This window comes from Sphingomonas faeni, assembly GCF_040407495.1.
In the GTDB taxonomy this organism is placed as follows: Bacteria; Pseudomonadota; Alphaproteobacteria; order Sphingomonadales; family Sphingomonadaceae; genus Sphingomonas; species Sphingomonas faeni_D.
The window spans coordinates 797439-814777 of the sequence record NZ_JAPZPP010000002.1; the positions used below are offsets into that span (position 1 = coordinate 797439).

Below are 17339 nucleotides of genomic sequence, written 5' to 3' on the forward strand. Positions count from 1 at the left end.
GCGTCTCCAAATCCTCCCCGGCACGGGGAGGGGGACCGTTCGCCATCGGCGAAGGGTGGAGGGGGATCGCCGCGTGCGATACGCTGATAGAAGGTGCCAGACGCAGGCGCTTCTCTCCTGGAAGCCCCCCTCCACCAGCGGCGCTGGTCCCCCTCCCCGTGCCGGGGAGGATCTGCTAGGATGTCCTAATGCCCGCAACCCCAGCTTGGCCGCCGCAATCCACGCCGCGCCTCTTCGTCGATACGCCGCTCGCGGCCGGTCCGCTTTACGTAGATGGGGCAGCGGCGCATTATCTCGCAGGCGTAATGCGGATGAAAGTGGGTGATCCGGTCAAGCTGTTCGACGATCGGACCGGGGAATGGCTCGGGGTGGCGTCGAGCGTCGGGAAGCGCGATCTGGTGCTCGACGTCACCGAATTGCTGCGGCCGCGCGAGGACGTGCCCGATCTTTGGCTGTGCGCCGCGCCGCTCAAGAAGGGGCGGGTCGACTGGATGGCGGAGAAAGCGTGCGAGCTCGGCGTCGCGCGGCTAGTGCCGGTGGTCACGCGGCGGACGATCGTCGACAAGCCCAATACCGATCGCCTGCGGACGCAGATGATCGAGGCGGCCGAGCAATGCGGGCGTACCGCGCTGCCCGAGGTGGCCGAACCGGTGAAGCTCGCCGCGTTACTGCGCGACTGGCCTGGGAACCGCGCACTGTTCTTTGCCGACGAGACCGGCGGCGTGCCGGCGCTGGAGCCGATGCGGTCGCGACCCGGTCCGGCGGCGATCCTCATCGGGCCCGAAGGCGGCTTCGATACCGACGAACGCGAGGCGATTCGCGCGCATCCGAACGCGGTCGGGATCGGGCTGGGGCCGCGGATCCTTCGCGCTGAAACCGCGGCGGGCGCGGCCGTTGCCTTGTGGATGGCGGCGGCGGGCGATTGGCGCGGCGAATGAACGGTGCGACATTGCTACCGATTGGTCCGGATACCCTCTAGCACCCTCGTTCATCGGCGCGTAAGGCGCGGCGATGACGACGATTCCCGCTCCGAAAAAGACCAGCCCGACGATCGAGTCGCGCGACCAGTTGATCGCCAGCTTCGCGGGCGGCGAAAAGCCGAAGGATGCGTGGCGGATCGGCACCGAGCACGAGAAGTTCGTCTATGCGAACGGCGATCACCACGCGCCGTCCTATGACGAGCCAAGCGGCATCCGCGCGCTGCTCGGCGAGCTGGAGCAATATGGCTGGAAGCCGGTCATGGAGTGCGGCCCCGACGGCGCCGAAAACGCGATCGCCATGTCGGGTCCCGACGGCAGCATCAGCCTGGAACCCGCGGGCCAGTTCGAGCTCTCGGGCGCGCCGCTCGATTCGCTGCACGAGACCTGCGCGGAGACCGGGCGCCATCTGGAACAGGTGAAGGCGGCGGGCGAGAAACTCGGCATCGGCTTCCTCGGGCTCGGCATGTGGCCGGACAAGACGCGCGCCGAACTGCCGACGATGCCCAAGGGGCGTTATGCGATCATGCTGCGGCACATGCCGCGGGTCGGCAGCATGGGCCTCGACATGATGCTGCGGACCTGCACGATCCAGGTGAACCTGGATTACGCGTCCGAGGCGGACATGGTGAAGAAATTCCGCGTGGGGTTGGCGCTCCAGCCGCTCGCTACCGCGCTGTTCGCGAACTCGCCGTTTACCGAGGGCAAGCCCAACGGGATGCTGTCGTATCGCAGCCATATCTGGTCGGACACCGATCCGCATCGCACCGGCATGCTGCCGTTCGTGTTCGAGGACGGCTTCGGGTATGAGCGCTACGCCGAGTACGCGCTCGATGTGCCGATGTACTTCGTCTACCGCAAGGGCAAGTATATCGATGCCGCTGGGCTGTCGTTCCGCGACTTCCTCAAGGGCGAATTGTCGGTGCTGCCGGGCGAGAAGCCGACGCTCGACGACTGGACCGATCACCTGTCGACAGCGTTTCCGGAGGTCCGGCTGAAGACGTTCCTCGAGATGCGCGGTGCCGATGGCGGGCCGTGGAACCGGATCTGTGCGCTGCCGGCCCTTTGGGTCGGGTTGCTGTACGATCAGGGTGCGCTCGATGCGGCGTGGGATCTCGTCAAGGACTGGACGATCGATGAGCGCCAGGCGTTGCGCGATGCGGTGCCGAAGCTCGCGCTGAACGCGCCGATCGCGGGCGGCGGCAAGCTGCGCGATATCGCCGGCGAAGTGCTCGATATCGCGGGCGCGGGGCTGTCGGCACGGGCACGATTCAATCGGGCTGGCGACAACGAGACCGGGTTCCTCGATCCACTGCGGGAGATCGTTCGGAGCGGCAAGGTGCCGGCGGAAGTGCTGCTCGATCGCTATCACGGCGCCTGGAATGGCGACGTGTCGAAGGTCTACGACGAAGCCAGTTTCTGACTGCTCCCCTCCCGTTTACGGGGAGGGGTCGGGGGAGGGCTTGGCCGCGAGCGATCCGGTCCACGGCATAGGTCAGCCCCTCCCCTACCCCCCCCGCAAGCGGGAGGGAAATCAGCCGCGCAGCTTCGCAAACAGCCGCGGCACTAGGCCGTTGCGTGTCATCCAGTCGAAATAGGCGCGATAGTCCGGATCGAGCTTCAGATGGCGCTCCTCCGTCTTCGCGCGCCAGTAATACACCCCGCTGACAGCTGCCATCAGCAGCGTCGCACGGGCCGCGTCGACCACGCTGCCGAGCGTCAGCACGGGGATCGTGGAGATCCACCAGAACAGGTTCTTCGACAGATACGCCGGGTGCCGCGACACCGCATAGGGTCCATGCGTCAGGATTCCCCGATTGGTGAGGTTCGAAAAACGGAAGCCGAACGCCATCGTCGCCCAGGCATAGATCGCCGTCAGTCCGACCAGTACGGCGCCGATCAGCGCTAGCAGGATCGGATGCCCCTGAAACCAGTATGCCCAGTCCGACGTGCCGGGATGATAATCGAGCGGCCCGCCGGGCGTCATCAGGATGAACGGCGGATAGCACATCAGCGCGGGCGTCCATGCCGCCGCGAATGGGTTGGCGCTGCGGATGTGCGAATCGAGCGGGCGGAACGTCAGCAGATACCCGACCGTCGCGAACGCCACGTCGATCAGAAACATCAGCGTGACCAGCCAACTCGCCAACGCGACCGGATCGCGGAGAACCGCGGCGATGTCACCGCGGACGAAATCGCCAAACCCGGGCGGCACGATCGCCAGCATGAACGCGAGAAAGAACGTCTTCACGCCCCAGGCGCGCGCATGGCCGTAGATTGCCTCGGGCTCGACACCCACCTGCCCCGTCAGCCACGCCCCGAGATGCCAGGCGCCGTCGCGCGGCTCGACCAGATAGCAGTCGATCCACAGGACATAGGGGATCGATACGACGAACAGGATCGGTGCGGCATTGGTGAAACACCACATCGCGAACGCGAAATTGCCCTGCCAGTAAAAGCGGCCCGCTCCGTAGATCACTGCGATCACCGCCCAGGTCGCCCATAAGCCGGCTAACTTGGTAAGGCTTAGATCGAGGGTCTCGCGCCAGGGCTTCGCGGCAGACCAGTCGATACCGGTGCTTGGGCTCAAATGGACCTTGTCGACGAACAGCGACCAGGCGATCATCGGCATGCCGCACGCGGCGACGTTGATCAGTGCTGCATATGGTCCATCCATGCCGAACCGGCGCGCGATGCCGATCCAGACGAGTACGCCGACCAGTCCCGCCACGCCTGCACCGTGGCTGACCGCCGATTTCGGTCGAGGATCGGTTCTGGCAAGCAAGGCAATCGCTGGGTCATGATCCATGCCTGCGCCCTAGCGCATAATGGTAATGAAGGCATGAAGCATGGTCGAATGGGCACACAGGAACGCTTGCGCCGGGCGCGCGGCGACGCTAGTCGGATACTCGCTCGGACGCGTAGGGCGGGTATAGTACAATGGTAGTACAGCAGCCTTCCAAGCTGAATACACGGGTTCGATTCCCGTTACCCGCTCCAACTTAGCTGTCATCGTTCCTCGTACGGAACGCGTGTTGACCAGCCGCTACCTTCATTCCGCGATGAACTGACCCAACAGGCTGGCCATGTGCCGTCGGCCGAGCATCGTCAGTCGAACGTGCGACCGCCGTCCATCGCGTTCGTCCCGCGTCCGTTCGACCAGGTCGGCGTCCTGCAACATCGTCAGATAGCGCAACGCCGTCGCGGAGGGCGCGCGGGCGCCGATGCAGACGGCCGAGACGCTCAGCTGGCGATGTTCGTAATCGGATATGAAAAGATCGAGCAGGATATCCCATGCCGGTTCCGAAAACAGCGCTTCGCCCAGCAGCTCGTCGCGAACCTTTCTCACCCCGTAAAGACGCTTGGCAACCTCGACCAACGCCGGCGAGATCACATGTGCCGCCGGATCGCCGGCAGGCACATTCAGAACGGGCAGAAAGGCCACGCGTTTGGCGGCCGTGATCGACACCGCAGCAGTTGCGTAAGTCATAAACGTCTTCCGAATACGCTTCAGCGGAGGGTCGGGTCCTGGCGACTCCAGTCGAGATCCCAGCCACGGGCCTGGATCCTGCGCGAGTGCCTGACTGTCCCGATCACGAGAAGCAGGACGATGGGATAGCTCCAGGCAGCCGAGAGGACGGCATAGACGAGCCGGATGACGTCAGGACTGATCGCTCTGGCCAGATGGGCCCCCGTTCCCAACGCGTGGAGCGCGGTAGCCCAGGCTGGCCAGAACCGATCGGCCTTCAGCGTGATCGCGACCATCGCCGCCAGCAAGGTGAGGTCGACGATCAGCACGCCCGCTTCCAGTCCCGCGAACAGGACCGGAATATTCCGCTGAACGAGGCCGGTGAAAACGGCCGCGAGCAGCAATGCCAGTCCCGTCAATCGTTCCGGCGCGCCACCCCGAAGGAGGGCGTAGCCAGACGCGGCAACCTGTATCGTGTAGAACAGCCAGACACGGTCCAACTCTTACCTCCAAAGCAGAACCGAAACCGGCCGTTCAGGCCACCGCTGCCAGGCGAACCGGGCCGTCGGCTCGAAGCGCGCCTTCGTTCGGCGGACATTCTGCCGTATCACCGTACCCGTAGAACTGGCCGAGCCCGATCTCCGCGCGAACAGCAACCAGCGCGCGATGCGCTTCGACGAAGCGTTGGCGTGCATTGATCATGTCGAGCGAGGCCTGCGATATCATCTGCAGCGCCATCACGCCGGTACCGACCGGCAGATTGGCGGCAACGCGCTGTTGCAGCAGCGTTGATACGCAGGACGCCGCGAGCATGGCTGCATGATCGACCGCGGCCTCGGCCTTCAGAAAATCGACCGTGACCTTGTCGGTCGCGTCCCGTCGCTGTTTCAACATCGTCGTTCTCCCCGATGGCGCCGTCGTTGCGGCACCGTGTACGGGAGGATTGCGGTCTCGGTTCGATCGCAGCAGGCTGTTCAACGTCATCGCCATGTTCACCAGTGCCATCGACGTGACGGCAATCAGGCCCATCAGAGCAATCAGTCGAACCATCCTGTCGCCAACCGAAAACCGATTGCGCGCCACCCCCGTCGACCCGCCAGCTTCGGACATTCCGAAGAAGCGGCGAGCAAGCCCCCACGGCTCGATCTGAGCGCTGTCTGGGGTATCGGAGGGGGGGATGGGAACGTCGATTGGTTCGGATGGTAGCCGTTCGTATGTGGCCATGGGCTCATCGATCTGCAGTGTCTTGCGATCCGGCGCGGATCTGCCCGTCGCGCCGCGCTCATGCTCCTCCAGCCTTCGTGCTGCTTCGAAACGGGTACCGACGCCCAGGACCTGGATGGCACGCTCGATCCGCTTGTCGATTGCAGAGGGCGATACGCCGAAGACCGCGGCGATCTCCTTCGAATTATGATGCGTCAGCACTAGCCGCAGGCACGCGCGCTGGGCTTCGGTCAACTGATCGATACGTCCTGCGGTCATGCTCCAATGGTAGCGTGAACGCGCGGCGGTTGCACCTGTCACGTATATCGGGGCGGGGTTCCTTCGGCACGATCACGCAACACGTTGAAACGCGCAGAAACTCTTGGTCCTAAATGGGCAGTCTTCGCCGATCTCCTACCTGCAGTAAGCAATCGGCGAACGTCGAGCGCCTCAATCGCGGGCGAAAATCTCGTCGTGCGGGATGGTGAGGTCCAGCGAGGGCAGTGCGACGTCATGTGGCTGCGCGAACATATGGTCGCGCCACGTCGTCGGGCCGAGCCGTTGGACTACGCGGGTCAATTCATTTTCCGGGTCCGCGAAGACGATCGTGTCGACTGAGGCAAGTTCGCGATATTCAGCGAGCTTGCTGCCCTGGTCGATCTTCGCGGTCGAGCCGGACAGAACTTCGAAGATTACCGTCGGATCGCTGAATGCGCGTTGTTCCTCGCGTTCGCGCGTGGCGGGGTTGCCGCAGAAGACGCTGACGTCAGGGTAGCGTAGATCGGTATCGTTGACGCACACGCCCATGTCGGAATTATAGGCTCGGCAGCCGGTGCCGCGGAGCTTGGTACCGAGATACATCAGGATGTTACTCGCCACGCGTGAGTGCGCGGGGGTGCCGCCGGTCATCATGCGGATGACGCCGTCGACCAGCTCGAACTTGCGGTCCGTGCCAAAGTCGATCGCGAGGAACTCGTCGACCGTGATCTTCTTGTAGAGGGGATCATGCCGCATCGGTGTGTTTTACCACTTGTCCGCGGACAAAAAAAGGGCCGGGGATTGCTCCCCGGCCCTTTGCTTTGGTCGGTGTTTGGCTTGGAACCGAGCAGCGGCGAAGCCGCTGCTTTCGTCGGACGGGATCGGTGGCTTGCGCCGCCGACCCGCCGGCCGTCCTCGGGCAAGTCCGTAGCCAGAGTGGCTACGGCCGCCCTGCGGATCAGAAGTCCATGCCGCCCATGCCGCCCATGCCGCCGCCGCCCATAGGCATGGCAGGCTTGTCTTCGGCCATTTCGCTCACGGCCGCTTCGGTCGTGATCAGGAGGCCTGCGACCGATGCTGCGTTCTGCAGCGCGGTGCGGACGACCTTGGTGGGATCAATCACGCCGGCTTCCACCAGGTTCTCGTACGTGTCGGTCGCGGCGTTGAAGCCGATCGACGTGTCGTTGCCGTCGAGCAGCTTGCCCGAAACCACCGCACCGTCATGACCCGCGTTCTGCGCGATCTGGCGAACCAGAGCCGTCAGCGATTTCCGCACGATATCGATACCGCGGGTCTGGTCGTCGTTCGCACCCTCGAGGCCATCAAGCGCCTTGGTTGCATACAGCAGAGCCGTGCCGCCGCCGGGGACGATGCCTTCTTCGACGGCTGCGCGGGTTGCGTGCAGGGCGTCGTCGACGCGGTCCTTGCGCTCCTTGACCTCAACCTCGGACGAGCCACCGACCTTGATCACGGCAACGCCGCCAGCAAGCTTCGCGAGACGCTCCTGGAGCTTCTCCTTGTCGTAGTCGCTGGTCGTGTTCTCGATCTGCTGGCGGATCGCTTCGGTGCGGCCCTTGATCGTGTCGTGATCGCCGGCACCGTCGACGATGACGGTGTTGTCCTTGTCGATCGTGACGCGCTTGGCGGTGCCGAGCATGCCGAGCGTGACGGTCTCGAGCTTGATGCCGAGGTCTTCCGAGATCATCTCGCCCTTGGTCAGGATCGCGATGTCCTCGAGCATCGCCTTGCGACGATCGCCGAAGCCCGGTGCCTTGACCGCTGCGACCTTCAGGCCGCCGCGCAGCTTGTTGACGACGAGCGTGGCCAGAGCCTCACCCTCGATGTCTTCTGCGATGATCAGGAGCGGACGACCCGACTGGACGACGGCTTCCAGGATCGGGAGCATCGCCTGCAGGTTCGAGAGCTTCTTCTCGTGGATCAGGATGTAGGGATCCTGAAGCTCGACGGTCATCTTCTCGGGGTTGGTAATGAAGTACGGCGACAGATAGCCGCGGTCGAACTGCATGCCCTCGACGACGTCGAGCTCGAATTCGAGACCCTTCGCTTCCTCGACGGTGATCACGCCTTCCTTGCCGACCTTCTCCATGGCTTCGGCGATCTTCTCGCCGACTTCACGGTCGCCGTTGGCCGAGATGATGCCGACCTGCGCCACTTCCTTCGAACCCGAAACCGGCTTCGAACGCGCCTTGACGTCCTCGACGACCTTGATGACGGCGAGATCGATGCCGCGCTTCAGGTCCATCGGGTTCATGCCCGCTGCGACCGACTTCATGCCTTCGCGGACGATCGCCTGAGCGAGGACCGTCGCGGTGGTCGTGCCGTCACCGGCGATGTCGTTGGTCTTCGAGGCCACTTCGCGCAGCATCTGCGCACCCATGTTCTCGAACTTGTCCTTGAGCTCGATCTCCTTGGCGACGGTGACGCCGTCCTTGGTGATGCGCGGTGCGCCGAAGCTCTTGTCGATGACGACGTTGCGGCCCTTGGGGCCCAAGGTCACCTTGACTGCGTCGGCGAGGATGTCGACGCCGCGGAGGATGCGCTCACGCGCGTCACGACCGAATTTTACGTCTTTGGAAGCCATGCTAGCTGCCCTTTCGTATAAGTTGAAAAGTCACGATAAGGTTACACCAAGGTAACCCGGCAAAAGTCAGCCGACGATTCCAAGAATGTCGGATTCCTTCATGATGAGGAGGTCCTCACCATCAACCTTCACTTCGGTGCCCGACCATTTGCCGAACAGGATCTTGTCGCCGGTCTTGACGTCGAGCGGGGTGATCGTGCCGTTCTCGGCGCGGGTGCCGGTGCCGATGGCGACGACTTCGCCTTCCTGCGGCTTTTCCTTGGCGGTGTCGGGGATGATGATGCCGCCAGCCGTCTTCTCTTCGGCTTCGAGGCGCTTCACCAGCACGCGATCATGCAACGGACGAAAGTTCATGGGGTCCATGTCCTTTTGGATTGTGACAGATTTCTGGCACTCGAGGTTATCGAGTGCCAACGGTCGGCATATGTGCCTCGGGGTGCGGCATGTCAAAGGTTCCGCGGGCGAATTTTTTTCGGGCGGGCGTGGGTTTCGGGCACCTGCGCTCGTTTGCCCGAAACACCACCCCGGCGAAGGCCGGGGCCCAGGTGGCTAGGTCGGCGTAACGGAACGCACCGCTCCGTTGACGACGTTCCCCAACTGGGCCCGGCCTTCGCCGGGCTGGTGGAATTGGGATGCGTCGGGGCGCTTGCATTCGCAGGATAACAAGGCTGGGCGAACTCTCCCTTCTGCTCCCTTCCGCTTGCGGGAGGGGGATTGCGTGGTGATTGGGGTAGATGGGCGGGCTAGAACGCTTCCTGTGTTGGACGCGTAATACAGGGCATTTACCTGTGCGCCCCGTTGCTCTAGCTCTCATGCCATGACCGATACCGCTGCGCCGTCCTACGCCCCCTCCTATGTCGACCCTGCCCGCCCGCCGCGGCGGAAATGGCGGCTCGTCCGGGGCGTGTGGAAGTTCCTCGTGGCGATCAAGGATGCGCTCGTCCTGATCGCGATGTTGCTGTTCTTCGGGCTGATCTTCGCGGCGCTCAATGCGCGGCAGAGCACGACGGCGATCAAGGACGGGGCGCTGGTGCTCGACCTGAACGGCTCGATCGTCGAACAACCCGAGGAACAGGCCGCGTTCGCAGCACTGTCGGGGCAGAGCCGGACTCGGCAGTTTCGCCTGCGCGACGTGGTGCGCTCGATCGATACCGCGCGCACCGATGCGCGCGTGAAGGTGGTCGTGCTCGATCTCGACAGCTTCGGTGGTGCGTATCCGGCGGCGCTGGGCGAGGTCGGCGACGCGCTCGCGCGGGTGCGCGCTAGCGGCAAGCCGGTGCTGGCTTACGCGACCGCGTACACCGACGGCGGCTATCGCCTCGCGGCGAATGCGAGCGAGATCTGGGTCAACCCGCTGGGCGGCACGATCTTCATGGGGCCGGGCGGCAACCAGCTCTATTACAAGGGCCTGATCGACAAGCTCGGCGTCAACGCGCACGTGTACCGCGTCGGCCGGTACAAGTCGTTCGTCGAGCCCTACACGCGGGCGGACCAGAGCGAGGACGCGAAGGCGGCGAGCACCGCGCTGTACGGCACGTTGTTCGCGCAGTGGCGCGAGGCCGTCGCCAAGGCACGGCCCAAGGCGCAGATCGCGCAGTTCATGAGCGCGCCGGACAAGGTGATCCTCGCGGCGAACGGCAACATCGCCGAGGCAAACCTGCGCGCAGGCATCGTCGACAAGCTCGGCGATCGGACCAGCTTCGGGCGGCGCGTGGCGGAGATCGCGGGCAGCGACGCCAACAAGCCGGCGGGCAACTACACGGAGATCAAGTACGACGCGTGGGTGAAGGCCAACCCTCTCCCGACCGCGGGCGATTCGATCGGCGTGCTGACGATCGCCGGCGAGATTGTCGATGGCGAGAGCGGCCCCGGCAAGGCGGCGGGCAAGACGATCGAGAAGGCGGTGCTCGACGGCCTCGCCAAGAAGACGCTGAAGGCGCTGGTCGTGCGCGTCGACTCGCCGGGCGGATCGGTGATGGCGTCCGAGCAGATCCGGCTCGCGATCCTCGAAGCCAAGCGGCAGAAGCTTCCCGTCGTCGTGTCGATGGGCGGGCTGGCCGCGAGCGGCGGTTACTGGGTGTCGACGCCGGCGGACGTGATCTTCGCCGAGCCCGGCACGATCACCGGCTCGATCGGGATCTTCGGGGTCGTGCCGACGTTCGAGAACGCGCTCGCCAAGATCGGCGTGACCAGCGACGGGGTGAAGACCACGCCATTGTCGGGCCAGCCCGACATTACCGGCGGCACCACGCCGATGTTCGATGCGATCGCGCAGGCGGGGATCGAGAACGGCTATCGTCAGTTCGTCTCGCGCGTGGCCGCATCGCGCAAGATGACGCCGGCACGGGTCGACGAGATCGGCCAGGGCCGTGTCTGGGATGGCGGCACCGCGCGTCAGATCGGGCTGGTCGACCGGTTCGGCACGTTGCAGGACGCGATCGACGAGGCGGCCAAGCGTGCCAAACTCGATCCCGCCAAGGTGCATGCCGAGTATCTGGAGAAGAAGCCGGGCTTTCTCGCGACGATCGCGCAGGATTTCGGCAATGATGGCGACGATGATGCCGGTGGCGGCGATGCCTTCGCGCACGTCGCGGCGGATCGTCGCCAGATGCTTGCGCGTGCGGTCGGCGACATGAAGCGGCTGGCGACCTCTGGCTCGATCCAGGCACGCTGCCTGGAGTGTGGCGGGATGGGGCCGACGGCCGTGGGCATCGGCGATGCCAAGCTGCTCGACCTGCTGTTGGCGCGGATCGGGTTCTGATGACTATCCCCGCAACTGGCAACGGGGGCGGGATAGTGATCCGGGCGGCGGTGCCCGAGGATGCCGCGTCGATCGCGGCGATCTATGCACCGCACGTGCTGGTCGGGACGGTGTCGTTCGAGACCGAGGCGCCCGATGCGCGGCAGATGCGCGCGCGGATGGCAGCTTCGGATGGTCTGTATCCGTGGCTGGTCGCGACGATCGGGTCCGAGGGCGATGTGCTGGCGTTCGCCTATGCCTCGGCGTTCCACAAGCGCGAGGCGTACCGGTTCGCGTGCGAGACCACGGTATATGTCGCGGATGCGGCGCAGCGGCAGGGCGCGGGGCGGCTGTTGTACGAGGCGCTGATCGATACGCTGCGGGCTCAGGGGTTTACGCAGGCGATCGGGGCGATCGCGTTGCCGAACGATTCGTCGATCAAGCTGCATGAGGCGGTCGGGTTCCGACGCGCGGGGGTGTACCGCGAGGTGGGATACAAGAACGGGCAGTGGATTGATGTCGGGCATTGGCAGTGCGCGTTGAATGAACCTGCGATGCCGCCGGTGGAGCCGCGGCGGTTTGCGGATGTTGGGGTTGTGCGGGGGTAGAGCTTCCGCACCTCATTATAGAAGGCTCGCGCGAACACTCACACCACCCCGGCGAAGGCCGGGGTCCAATTGGTGTGGTTGTAGTAACGTAGCGCGGCCCGTCGTCAGCAACGTCCCCCAATTGGACCCCGGCCTTCGCCGGGGTGGGGGCGGTGTTGGGAGGTGCTTTCTCCAATGAGCAAAGATCAGGCCGACGAGTGGTAACTGTCGGTTCAAGCTCAACCGACCGCCCTCCCCTCCTTGTTCTCCCGCGAAGGCGGGAGCCCAGTCTGGGTCCCCGCCTTCGCGGGGACACAAGGTTATTGCGCGGCAAACTTTATGAGTTAGCGGCGGCCACCATATGCCGGCAGCGCCAGGTGAAAGCGGATCGCGGCCGCCCTCAGCGTAAACCCGGCACTTGCCGCGATGACCGCCGCCAACCCGAGCGGCACGCCCAGCAACACCAGCCCGACATAACTCGCCGCCGCCAGCGCCGCCGCGGTCACGTACAGTTCCGGACGCATCAGGATCGAGGGCTCCCCCGCCAGCACATCGCGGATGATGCCGCCGACGCACGCCGTCATCACCCCCATCAGCGCCGCGGGTACCGGCGGCACGCCATACCCCAAAGCCTTGGCTGCGCCGTACACCGCGTACGCCGCGAGCCCGACCGCGTCGAACCAGCCGAGCGCTTCGTCCTTCCACCAGCGCTCGGGCGTCACCCAGATCAACAGCGCCACCCCCAGGCACACGCTCGCCGCCCGCGCGTCATGCACCCAGAACACCGGCGCGCCGATCAACAGATCGCGCACCGTACCGCCGCCGACGCCTGTGATGAGCCCGAAGAACACGAGCGTCACGAACGTCTGCCCGCGCTTGGCAGCCGCCAGCGCACCCGACGCGGCGAACACGGCGAGCCCCGCCAGGTCGAACCACGGCGCGGCGACGGGGAGGATCTCGACGGGCAAGGGCACGGGCAACATCGCGGCGGCGTAACCGGCCTGCCATCCAGCGTAAAGCGGGACCACGGATGATGCCCGTCGGCTGTTGAGCGCAATGCCCCGATGGCGGTCCCGAAGATGAACGCCAGCATGAACGCGGTGTTGTTTTTGGTTCATGCAACTGCCGGTATAGTCCCCTCGTTATACCAGCAGATCAATTCACTAGGGAGTTACATGATGCGTAAGTTCGTTCTGGCCATGGGCCTCAGCGCAATGGTCCTGCCGACCGTCCTCGTTCCCGTGTCGGCCGCCGATGCGCGCGATCGTCGCGAATGGCGTGGTCGTGACGGCCGCGTCTATTGCAAGAAGAGCAACGGCACGACCGGTACGATCATCGGCGGCGTCGGTGGCGCACTGCTCGGCCGAACGGTCGACACCCGCGGCGACCGCACGGTCGGCACGCTGGGCGGCGCTGTTCTCGGTGGCCTCGCCGGTCGCGCGATCGACAAGGGCACGAGCAACAACAACCGTCGTTGCCGCTGATACTCATCGGCTAAATCAATGCCGCTATTTCCGTAGTTGCGCGTTGTGGAAGGGCGTCGTGGGAAACCGCGACGCCTTTTTTCTTGTCCGGTGAAGGATCAAAACGATGACCACACGCAGCGGTTCGGCGAAGTATGAAGGCCTTGGCAAGAGCGGCAAGGGTCATGTCTCGACTCAGTCGGGCGTGCTGTCCGACAGCCCCTACGGCTTCAACACGCGGTTCGAGAACGAGCCCGGCACCAACCCGGAGGAGCTGATCGCGGCCGCGCATGCATCGTGCTTCACGATGGCGCTGAGCTTCGCACTCGCCGGCAAGGGGTATGAGGCGGGGACGCTCGAGACGTCCGCCAAGGTGACGCTCGACAAGGATGGCGACGGGTTCAAGATCACCAAGTCGGCGCTGACGCTGAACGCGAAGGTCGACGGCATCTCGAAGGAAGAGTTCGAGGCGATCGCCGCGGACGCCAAGGCCAACTGCCCGGTGTCGAAGGTGCTCAACGCCGAGATCACCCTGGAGCACACCCTCGCCGCATAACGGCGGGTAGGTTTCGCAATCAGGAGGGCCCGGTGAAAACGCCGGGCCCTTCTTGCGTCAGATGATCCCGCCGCCGAGGCTGAGGCGGAGCGCGAAGATGATGATCAGCACGATGTTGAGGTTGCGGCCGCCGCTGCTCGATGACAGCGCGCCGACCGCGGCCCCGACGATGCCGATCGGGATGACGAGCCAGTTCATCCAGCCGAGCAACGGGATGAACGCGACGAGGCCAAGCACCAGGGTGACGAGGCCGATGAGGATCGAGACGATGTTCAGCATGGGGTGAACATGGCGAGTCGCGGGGGTTCGGGCAAGATCGGCGTCACACGCCCGACTGGGGACCTGCGGAAAACGCTTTCTTCACCGTCTTTCGCGCATAGGATGGTGGTGATGAGTTTTCCCCTGCGCCCCGCCCTGATCCTTTTGCCGCTTGCGCTGGCCGCGTGCGGACGGTCGTCGACCGACCAGCAGGATCTCAACAGCCTCGATGCCGAGCTGACCAACGGCGCGGTGCGCGATCCGGCGCTGACGTCGTCGTTGGGGGGGCAGATCATGGTCGATCCCCGGCTGGCACAGTCGTCCAACACCGACGCGGTGCGACCGCCGCCTCGGCCGGATAGTGGCGCGGTGCCGCCAGAGGGTCCCCTCAAGGCCGATCCGGTCGATCCGCGGACGCTGAAGCGCGCGCCGGTGGCGTCCAACGACTGTCCGGAGTGCAAGACCGCGAACGGCGCGCTGACGCTGGGGGCGCTGGCAGAGCGGCAGACGACGCCGGATGCTGGGGTCTGTGCGCAGAAGATCGGCTATTCGGCGGGGTGGGCGAACCGGTTGCCCGCCGACCTCCCGCTGTATCCGGCGGCGCGGTTGACCGAGGCTGCTGGGGCAGATCGGGACGGGTGCCGGTTGCGCGTGGTGAGTTTCGCGAGTGCTGCGCCGATGCAGAAGATGCTCGACTGGTATTTCACGAAGGCTAGCGCCGCCGGGTATTCGGCGGGGCATAGTACGGACGGCAGGCAGCATGTGCTGGGCGGGGTTCGGGGGAATGACGCTTATGTGGTGTATGTGACGGCGCGGGCTGGTGGCGGGAGCGATGTGGATATGGTTTCCAACGCTGGGCGGTGAGGGCGTGGTCTCGACCCTACTGAACGGCACACTCCCGGAGCAAGCAACCAACAAGTGCACCTCCCCGGCGGAGGCCGGGGTCCAGTTGAGAAACGTTGCTAACTGAACGCGGTCCTTAGTTATTGCCACCTTTGCAACTGGGCCCCGGCCTTCGCCGGGGTGGTGGTACGCAGGTTGGCGCGTTGGGATGGCGTCATCTCTTTCCTCCTTGTTCTCCCGCGAAGGCGGGAGCCCAGACTGGGTCCCCGCCTTCGCGGGGAAACATTTTGGGACAGGGCTCGCACGGTGATCTCGAAGTGACCAAGGGGAGACGCGCGCCTTCCACCGACCCCACCTTTCCGTTTTGCCCGATTCACGCTAGGGCGCGAGAATGCTTCCCCTTCTCTATGTCATGGTCGGTGGTGCGGTCGGGTCCGGCGCGCGCTATCTGACCGGCCGCGCGATGTTGTCGTTGCTGGGGCCCGACTATCCCTTTGGTACGCTTGCCGTGAATCTGATCGGTGGGTTGCTGATGGGGGTGCTGGTTGGCGTGCTTGCCCGCAATACCGCGTCGGAAACGTGGCGGCTGTTGCTTGGCGTAGGCGTATTGGGGGGATTCACGACGTTTTCGGCGTTCTCGCTGGACGTCGTCACGATGATCGAGCGAGGCGCGATCGGCGTCGCGTTCGGGTATGTTTTGGTGTCGGTGATCGGTTCGATCGCCGCGTTGTTCGCGGGTCTCTCCGCAGTAAGGGCCGTCGCATGACTGCGGGCAAAAGCGATAGCGATACGGGTTTTCGCGAGTTCAACGTCGGGTTCGACGATGACGGCATCCGGCTCGACCGGTGGTTCAAGCGACATCTGTCCGACACGAGCTTCACGACGGTGGCGATGTGGGCGCGCACCGGGCAGCTCCGCGTCGATGGCGCGCGTGCGACGCCGGGCGACCGGATCGCGGCAGGCCAGATGCTCCGCGTGCCGCCGCCCGAGGCCGACAAGGCCACCGCCGACGTCGACAAGCCCAGGCGCGTCCGCGAACGCGTGATCCTGTCGGACGAGGAGACCGAACTCGCCCAGAGCATGGTCATCCACAAGGATTTCCAGGCGTTCGTGCTGAACAAGCCGCCGGGCCTGGCGACGCAGGGCGGGACCAAGACGACGCAGCATGTCGACGGGCTGCTCGACGGGTTGCAGTACGACAACGAGGGTCGGCCGAAGCTGGTCCACCGGCTCGACAAGGATACGTCCGGCGCGCTGCTCGTGGCGCGGACGTCGCGGGCTGCTGCGTTCTTTGCGAAGGCGTTTTCGGGGCGGACGGCGCGGAAAGTCTATTGGGCGCTGGTGGTCGACGTGCCGTCGATCGAGGACGGCATGATCGAGCTGCCGATCGCTAAGCAGCCGGGCACCGGCGGCGAGAAGATGCACGTCGACGAGGCCGAGGGCGCACCGGCACGGACTCGGTACCGCGTGATCGAGCGCGCGGGCAACCGTGCGGCGTGGGTCGAGTTGCAGCCGTTTACCGGGCGGACTCACCAGTTGCGCGTGCACATGGCGGCGATCGGGCATCCTATCGTCGGCGATGGCAAGTACGGTGGGGCCGCTGCGTTCCTGACCGGCGGGATCTCACGGAAAATGCATCTGCACGCTCGGCGGATCAAGGTCGATCATCCGGATGGCGGGTCGATCGACGTGACCGCCGAGCTGCCGACGCATTTCGCCGAGAGCCTCAAGCAATTGGGCTTCGAGGAGAAGCTGGGCGACGACCTGGTGCTCGACGAGAAGACCGCGCCGACGCGTGAGCAGATGAAGTCGCGGGCTAAGGCGCATGCCAAGTCGGTGCGGAAGGACCGTAAGGGTGAGCGGCGTGGGCGTGGGGTTGCCGAGGAAAAGACGACGGGCAAGCCTGCGCCGAAGACGGGTGGGCCCCGGACCGGGGCAGGGTCGAAGTTCGGGGCGCCGCGGAGTGGGCCTCGGGTTGAGGGGGCCAAGCCCGCTGGGCGTGGGCGTCCGGGTGGGGCTGGGAAGCCTGGGCCTCGGAGCGGGCCTCGGACTCGATAATTGATGCTCTTCGGCTGACGCGTGCCCTCACTCTTCCACGGCCAAGCGGCCGCGGGCCCGTTCCCTCTCCCCCTAGGGGAGAGGGTGAGACGTCGGAGACGACCCTTACCTTTCACCCCACCCCGGCGAAGGCCGGGGCCCAATTGGAGGGGTTGATGTAACGGAGCGATGACTTCCGTTAGCGACGTCCCCCAATTGGGCCCCGGCCTTCGCCGGGGTGGGGTTGTTGGTTGGAAGCGCCCTAGCCCTAAGCCGTTCCCCCGCGAAGTCGGGGGTCCAGGGGCCACGATCGTCACGCTGCTTGATACCTGGGCCCCCGCCTTCG

General features: G+C 65.2%; 18 protein-coding genes and 1 tRNA gene. 10 read left to right on the top strand and 9 right to left on the bottom strand.

Annotated features, from left to right (window positions below):
- Window positions 1-188: 188 nt before the first annotated feature.
- Together O6W96_RS08715 and O6W96_RS08720 are read left to right on the top strand one after the other, a co-directional pair.
- Window positions 189-938 (top strand): 16S rRNA (uracil(1498)-N(3))-methyltransferase, encoded by a 750-nt coding sequence (locus O6W96_RS08715; RefSeq protein ID WP_353469164.1) that lies wholly within the window; start codon window positions 189-191, stop codon window positions 936-938.
- A gap of 73 nt (window positions 939-1011) precedes the next feature.
- Window positions 1012-2400: a glutamate--cysteine ligase gene (locus tag O6W96_RS08720; protein ID WP_353469165.1), complete on the top strand. Its 1389-nt coding sequence runs from the start codon at window positions 1012-1014 to the stop codon at window positions 2398-2400.
- A gap of 111 nt (window positions 2401-2511) precedes the next feature.
- Here the strand turns inward: O6W96_RS08720 and O6W96_RS08725 are convergent, their stop codons facing one another.
- A complete protein-coding gene (locus tag O6W96_RS08725; RefSeq protein WP_353469166.1) occupies window positions 2512-3786 on the bottom strand; it encodes a methyltransferase family protein in 1275 nt (424 codons plus the stop codon).
- A 117-nt stretch (window positions 3787-3903) separates the two neighbouring features.
- Here O6W96_RS08725 and O6W96_RS08730 point away from each other — a divergent pair.
- Window positions 3904-3977 (top strand) — tRNA-Gly (locus O6W96_RS08730).
- 52 nt (window positions 3978-4029) lie between these two features.
- Here O6W96_RS08730 and O6W96_RS08735 read toward each other — a convergent pair.
- From O6W96_RS08735 to groES, 6 genes are all read right to left on the bottom strand, one after another.
- Window positions 4030-4467: a hypothetical protein gene (locus O6W96_RS08735; RefSeq protein ID WP_353469167.1), complete on the bottom strand. Its 438-nt coding sequence runs from the start codon at window positions 4465-4467 to the stop codon at window positions 4030-4032.
- Window positions 4468-4487: 20 nt separating this feature from the next.
- Entirely contained in the window at window positions 4488-4946 is a 459-nt protein-coding gene (locus O6W96_RS08740; protein WP_353469168.1) for a hypothetical protein, read from the bottom strand.
- Between the two features lie 34 nt (window positions 4947-4980).
- Entirely contained in the window at window positions 4981-5928 is a 948-nt protein-coding gene (locus tag O6W96_RS08745) for a sigma factor-like helix-turn-helix DNA-binding protein (RefSeq protein ID WP_353469169.1), read from the bottom strand.
- 171 nt (window positions 5929-6099) lie between these two features.
- Window positions 6100-6663 (bottom strand): Uma2 family endonuclease, encoded by a 564-nt coding sequence (locus O6W96_RS08750; protein WP_353469170.1) that lies wholly within the window; start codon window positions 6661-6663, stop codon window positions 6100-6102.
- 202 nt (window positions 6664-6865) lie between these two features.
- Window positions 6866-8509 (bottom strand): chaperonin GroEL, encoded by a 1644-nt coding sequence (gene groL / locus O6W96_RS08755; RefSeq protein ID WP_056065680.1) that lies wholly within the window; start codon window positions 8507-8509, stop codon window positions 6866-6868.
- 66 nt (window positions 8510-8575) lie between these two features.
- Window positions 8576-8863, bottom strand: a complete 288-nt coding sequence (groES, locus tag O6W96_RS08760; RefSeq protein WP_056052039.1) for a co-chaperone GroES — start codon at window positions 8861-8863, stop codon at window positions 8576-8578.
- A 463-nt stretch (window positions 8864-9326) separates the two neighbouring features.
- Here groES and sppA point away from each other — a divergent pair, with 463 nt between their 5' ends.
- Window positions 9327-11270: a signal peptide peptidase SppA gene (sppA, locus tag O6W96_RS08765; RefSeq protein ID WP_353469172.1), complete on the top strand. Its 1944-nt coding sequence runs from the start codon at window positions 9327-9329 to the stop codon at window positions 11268-11270.
- Window positions 11270-11857: a GNAT family N-acetyltransferase gene (locus O6W96_RS08770; RefSeq protein ID WP_353469173.1), complete on the top strand. Its 588-nt coding sequence runs from the start codon at window positions 11270-11272 to the stop codon at window positions 11855-11857. Before sppA ends, O6W96_RS08770 begins: the two co-directional genes overlap by 1 nt.
- A 323-nt stretch (window positions 11858-12180) precedes the next feature.
- Here the strand turns inward: O6W96_RS08770 and O6W96_RS08775 are convergent, their stop codons facing one another.
- Window positions 12181-12819, bottom strand: coding sequence for a trimeric intracellular cation channel family protein (locus O6W96_RS08775; RefSeq protein WP_353469390.1), 639 nt, complete (start codon window positions 12817-12819; stop codon window positions 12181-12183).
- A 195-nt stretch (window positions 12820-13014) separates the two neighbouring features.
- Between O6W96_RS08775 and O6W96_RS08780 the strand changes: the two genes are divergently transcribed.
- Window positions 13015-13320 carry a glycine zipper 2TM domain-containing protein gene (locus O6W96_RS08780; protein WP_056065671.1) on the top strand — a complete coding sequence of 102 codons (306 nt, stop codon included), beginning with the start codon at window positions 13015-13017 and terminating at the stop codon, window positions 13318-13320.
- Between the two features lie 106 nt (window positions 13321-13426).
- On the top strand, window positions 13427-13855 hold the full coding sequence (locus O6W96_RS08785; RefSeq protein WP_133020776.1) for an OsmC family protein: 429 nt from the start codon (window positions 13427-13429) through the stop codon (window positions 13853-13855).
- Window positions 13856-13912: 57 nt separating this feature from the next.
- On the opposite strand, the gene O6W96_RS08790 is transcribed toward O6W96_RS08785, so the two are convergent.
- A complete protein-coding gene (locus O6W96_RS08790) occupies window positions 13913-14134 on the bottom strand; it encodes a hypothetical protein (protein WP_056052052.1) in 222 nt (73 codons plus the stop codon).
- A 111-nt stretch (window positions 14135-14245) separates the two neighbouring features.
- On the opposite strand from O6W96_RS08790, the gene O6W96_RS08795 reads away from it, so the two are divergent.
- From O6W96_RS08795 to O6W96_RS08805, 3 genes are all read left to right on the top strand, one after another.
- The gene (locus O6W96_RS08795; protein WP_353469174.1) at window positions 14246-14977 is read left to right on the top strand and encodes a hypothetical protein; all 732 of its coding nucleotides are present in this window, start codon (window positions 14246-14248) and stop codon (window positions 14975-14977) included.
- 370 nt (window positions 14978-15347) lie between these two features.
- Window positions 15348-15722 (top strand): fluoride efflux transporter CrcB, encoded by a 375-nt coding sequence (gene crcB / locus O6W96_RS08800; RefSeq protein WP_353469175.1) that lies wholly within the window; start codon window positions 15348-15350, stop codon window positions 15720-15722.
- Window positions 15719-17014, top strand: a complete 1296-nt coding sequence (locus O6W96_RS08805) for an RluA family pseudouridine synthase (protein ID WP_353469176.1) — start codon at window positions 15719-15721, stop codon at window positions 17012-17014. The genes crcB and O6W96_RS08805 overlap by 4 nt, the downstream gene beginning before the upstream one ends.
- Window positions 17015-17339 lie beyond the last annotated feature (325 nt).

Bases quoted from the DNA above. Each gene is read 5' to 3' on its own strand.
- groL (WP_056065680.1), bottom strand. From the start codon at position 8,509: ATGGCTTCCAAAGACGTAAAATTCGGTCGTGACGCGCGTGAGCGCATC.
- O6W96_RS08780 (WP_056065671.1), top strand. From the start codon at position 13,015: ATGCGTAAGTTCGTTCTGGCCATGGGCCTCAGCGCAATGGTCCTGCCG.
- O6W96_RS08750 (WP_353469170.1), bottom strand. From the start codon at position 6,663: ATGCGGCATGATCCCCTCTACAAGAAGATCACGGTCGACGAGTTCCTC.
- O6W96_RS08785 (WP_133020776.1), top strand. From the start codon at position 13,427: ATGACCACACGCAGCGGTTCGGCGAAGTATGAAGGCCTTGGCAAGAGC.
- O6W96_RS08790 (WP_056052052.1), bottom strand. From the start codon at position 14,134: ATGCTGAACATCGTCTCGATCCTCATCGGCCTCGTCACCCTGGTGCTT.
- O6W96_RS08795 (WP_353469174.1), top strand. From the start codon at position 14,246: ATGAGTTTTCCCCTGCGCCCCGCCCTGATCCTTTTGCCGCTTGCGCTG.
- O6W96_RS08715 (WP_353469164.1), top strand. From the start codon at position 189: ATGCCCGCAACCCCAGCTTGGCCGCCGCAATCCACGCCGCGCCTCTTC.
- O6W96_RS08745 (WP_353469169.1), bottom strand. From the start codon at position 5,928: ATGACCGCAGGACGTATCGATCAGTTGACCGAAGCCCAGCGCGCGTGC.
- groES (WP_056052039.1), bottom strand. From the start codon at position 8,863: ATGAACTTTCGTCCGTTGCATGATCGCGTGCTGGTGAAGCGCCTCGAA.
- O6W96_RS08770 (WP_353469173.1), top strand. From the start codon at position 11,270: ATGACTATCCCCGCAACTGGCAACGGGGGCGGGATAGTGATCCGGGCG.
- O6W96_RS08735 (WP_353469167.1), bottom strand. From the start codon at position 4,467: ATGACTTACGCAACTGCTGCGGTGTCGATCACGGCCGCCAAACGCGTG.
- O6W96_RS08805 (WP_353469176.1), top strand. From the start codon at position 15,719: ATGACTGCGGGCAAAAGCGATAGCGATACGGGTTTTCGCGAGTTCAAC.
- O6W96_RS08720 (WP_353469165.1), top strand. From the start codon at position 1,012: ATGACGACGATTCCCGCTCCGAAAAAGACCAGCCCGACGATCGAGTCG.
- sppA (WP_353469172.1), top strand. From the start codon at position 9,327: ATGACCGATACCGCTGCGCCGTCCTACGCCCCCTCCTATGTCGACCCT.
- O6W96_RS08775 (WP_353469390.1), bottom strand. From the start codon at position 12,819: ATGTTGCCCGTGCCCTTGCCCGTCGAGATCCTCCCCGTCGCCGCGCCG.
- crcB (WP_353469175.1), top strand. From the start codon at position 15,348: ATGCTTCCCCTTCTCTATGTCATGGTCGGTGGTGCGGTCGGGTCCGGC.
- O6W96_RS08725 (WP_353469166.1), bottom strand. From the start codon at position 3,786: ATGGATCATGACCCAGCGATTGCCTTGCTTGCCAGAACCGATCCTCGA.